Source organism: Vibrio sp. 1F253, assembly GCF_041439295.1.
Classification (GTDB): Bacteria; Pseudomonadota; Gammaproteobacteria; order Enterobacterales; family Vibrionaceae; genus Vibrio; species Vibrio tasmaniensis_A.
Window position 1 is genome coordinate 1 of the sequence record NZ_JBGONU010000121.1, and the last position, 2,470, is coordinate 2,470.

Here is a 2,470-nt window from a genome sequence, read left to right on the forward strand (position 1 = left end):
TAAATCGTGGTTGCCGTGATTTAATACAATAATGATGTTCTGTCTCAGTTCATCGATGGAGATGTTTTGAATGTCGTTCTTGTGATTGACGTTGATAATGTCAATCTGCCCTTGGGTTTGGTCTCGAATTAAAAACGAGTGTTCAATCGAGGTGCTGATGATGGTGGTGTTTAAATTCTCTCCTTGATGGAATTGGGTTAATTGTTTGGACTTTGTGCCTAGGGTTCTTGGGTTAATGTCTAGGGAGGTGTCTTTATTTCCTTGAGTGTCTAAATAGGTCACTTCAATGGCTTTAGTTTCACCTTCTTTATTGTGGATGTTGGTTAACATCGCAGGATGAAGGGATCTATCTTCGGATGAATAGACCGCTGGGTGGAACTTAACCTGGTTATTTTCAATGTTATTGACACCGAGCTTGTTTAAGTAGGTTTGGGCCAGTGTGTTATCCATCGGTAAGCTTTGATTGATATAATCTTTAGCCCGTTCTTCAAACTGCGCAATATGCCTAGGTGTGGTGCTCAGTAATTTGTCGTGTTGACTGTTTTCCTCCAATTGATATTTGTCCGGTTCGTTTAGCATCTTGTGCGCTTCATTCATCGCGGCTTTATAATTCATTTCCTTATGACTCATGATTAGGTTAATCAATGCGCCTTTTTCGCCTGTGGTGTAGTCTTTGAAATACCCGCGATGCTCTCCAGTTAAGGTGACTTTAATGGCCGATTTTCCAATACCAAAGGTTAAATAATCCCGGTCTGATTTGGATTGATTCGGCTGGCCTAATAACTGAATGGCGAGGCTTTCGGTGTATTTTGGTAGCTGCGTATTGATGTGCTCCCTAAATGTGTTGTAGTCAAAGTCACCGCTTTTATTTTGGAACCGGACGTCCTCATGAGGGAGTGCATTACGGTTAAAGTAGGTGGTGTCTTTGGGTGGAATTTGGTTGAGGGTTTCTATCGCACTGGCTTTATGGCTCTCTTTAGAAAGCCAGCTTTTGACCAATTGTTTTGTGTTGTCGGTATAGAGCCGAATGTGCTGACTGGCACGAGTCACATCGATACCGGCGCGTCTTAAGTTGGTCAGTGCGCCTTTGCTTTGTATCGCGCTAATGACGTGTTGATAGGTGGACCCTTGCGCCATGTCTGCGGTTCGACTGTAAGCGTAGTCCCAATGCCCGTCTTTAAGCTCGTTGGGGTTAATGGTGAGCGCTTGTCCTGTTTTGGATTGCGCTTTGATGCCTTCCTCATTGGCTTGCGTGATGCGGTATTCGACGTTGGCTTTGATGTCACGACTTTTATCGGTAAAGCGCGTGATGATTTTATCGCCCGTCGAAAGTGGCTTTTCTGACGCAGAGAACAGGGTGGTGAAGCGGTGGTCACGGTTGCGCGGTAAGAATGGCCTAGTCTTACCTGTCGCTGCGTCTTGAAGTGTCACCACGCCATGCTCTGAGTCAACGTGAGTGATTGTCGCGTACTCACCGGGTCTGGTGCTCAATATCAAGCCTTTTTGATACGGCATCATGGTAGTGAGCTCTTCACCCGTGGCGCCGATTGAGCGTAGCCGGGTTGCGACGACGTTCTCTTTGCCTAACTCACTCTGTTTCATCAAACCGACACGGATGTATTCGGTGATGGTGTCACGCTCCTGGTTGGTGTAAGCGATGATAAGCGTGTTTTCTCTGGTTTCTGGGGTGCGCTCTAAATAGTCTTTGGCGACCACATAAGGCAGCTTCTCTGTGGCGGTGAGCTGCGCTCTGCGTCGGTCTTTGTCGTTTTCATTCAGCGTAGAAATGACATGTTGGCTGTTGCCTTGGGTATCAGGGGCTTGCTGCTGGAGTTTATCTAGGGCGCTGAGCGGCTGTTTATCAATGGTGTTTTGCTGTGCATTGTGCAAAGTGTCATTTTGTGGGCGTACCATATCGGTCATGTAAGCGGTATCGATGCGCCCTTGACTTATGGCCAGCTCAAAGGGTTTACCGGCACTGAGCGATAACAACTGCTCTTTATCGCCCAATTTGACTGTTTTGGACTGACTGTCATTGACCAGCTTTGTGAACTCATCGGCTTGCTTATTGCTGACCATGGAGCTTTCATCGAGAAAGAACAAGGTGTGTTGATAGTCACTGGCTTCTCGATTGCCTTGTCGGATGTCAGAAAGCAAACTGTCTAGCGTTTGCGCTTTCACGCCTTTGCTTTCGAGCTCTGCAACCGCGGCGTGCGTGGGCGCAAGACCGATGACGCTTTGTTCTGGTTGCTGGCTGGCTTCTTTCACTAACTGGATAAATTCAATGTTGGATTCAAGCAGGGTGGACTTACCTGTGCCGGCTAACCCTTGGATGGCCACAAAGCTGTCTTTGGTGGTTGAGATAAGGGTGATGGCGTCCTTTTGCCCTTGGGTTAGGCGAGGCTTGGTATCGAGAAAGTCTTGCACCTGCTTAGGCGTTGCAAAAGGTTGATGTTGGCCTTTACCATCA

1 protein-coding gene is annotated in these 2,470 nt (G+C 47.3%); it reads right to left on the reverse strand.

What is annotated here, in order from left to right; genetic code table 11:
- Positions 1 to 2,470 (reverse strand): conjugative transfer relaxase/helicase TraI (traI, locus tag ACED28_RS23050; protein ID WP_371710841.1); only part of this gene is annotated, 2,470 nt, incomplete at both ends.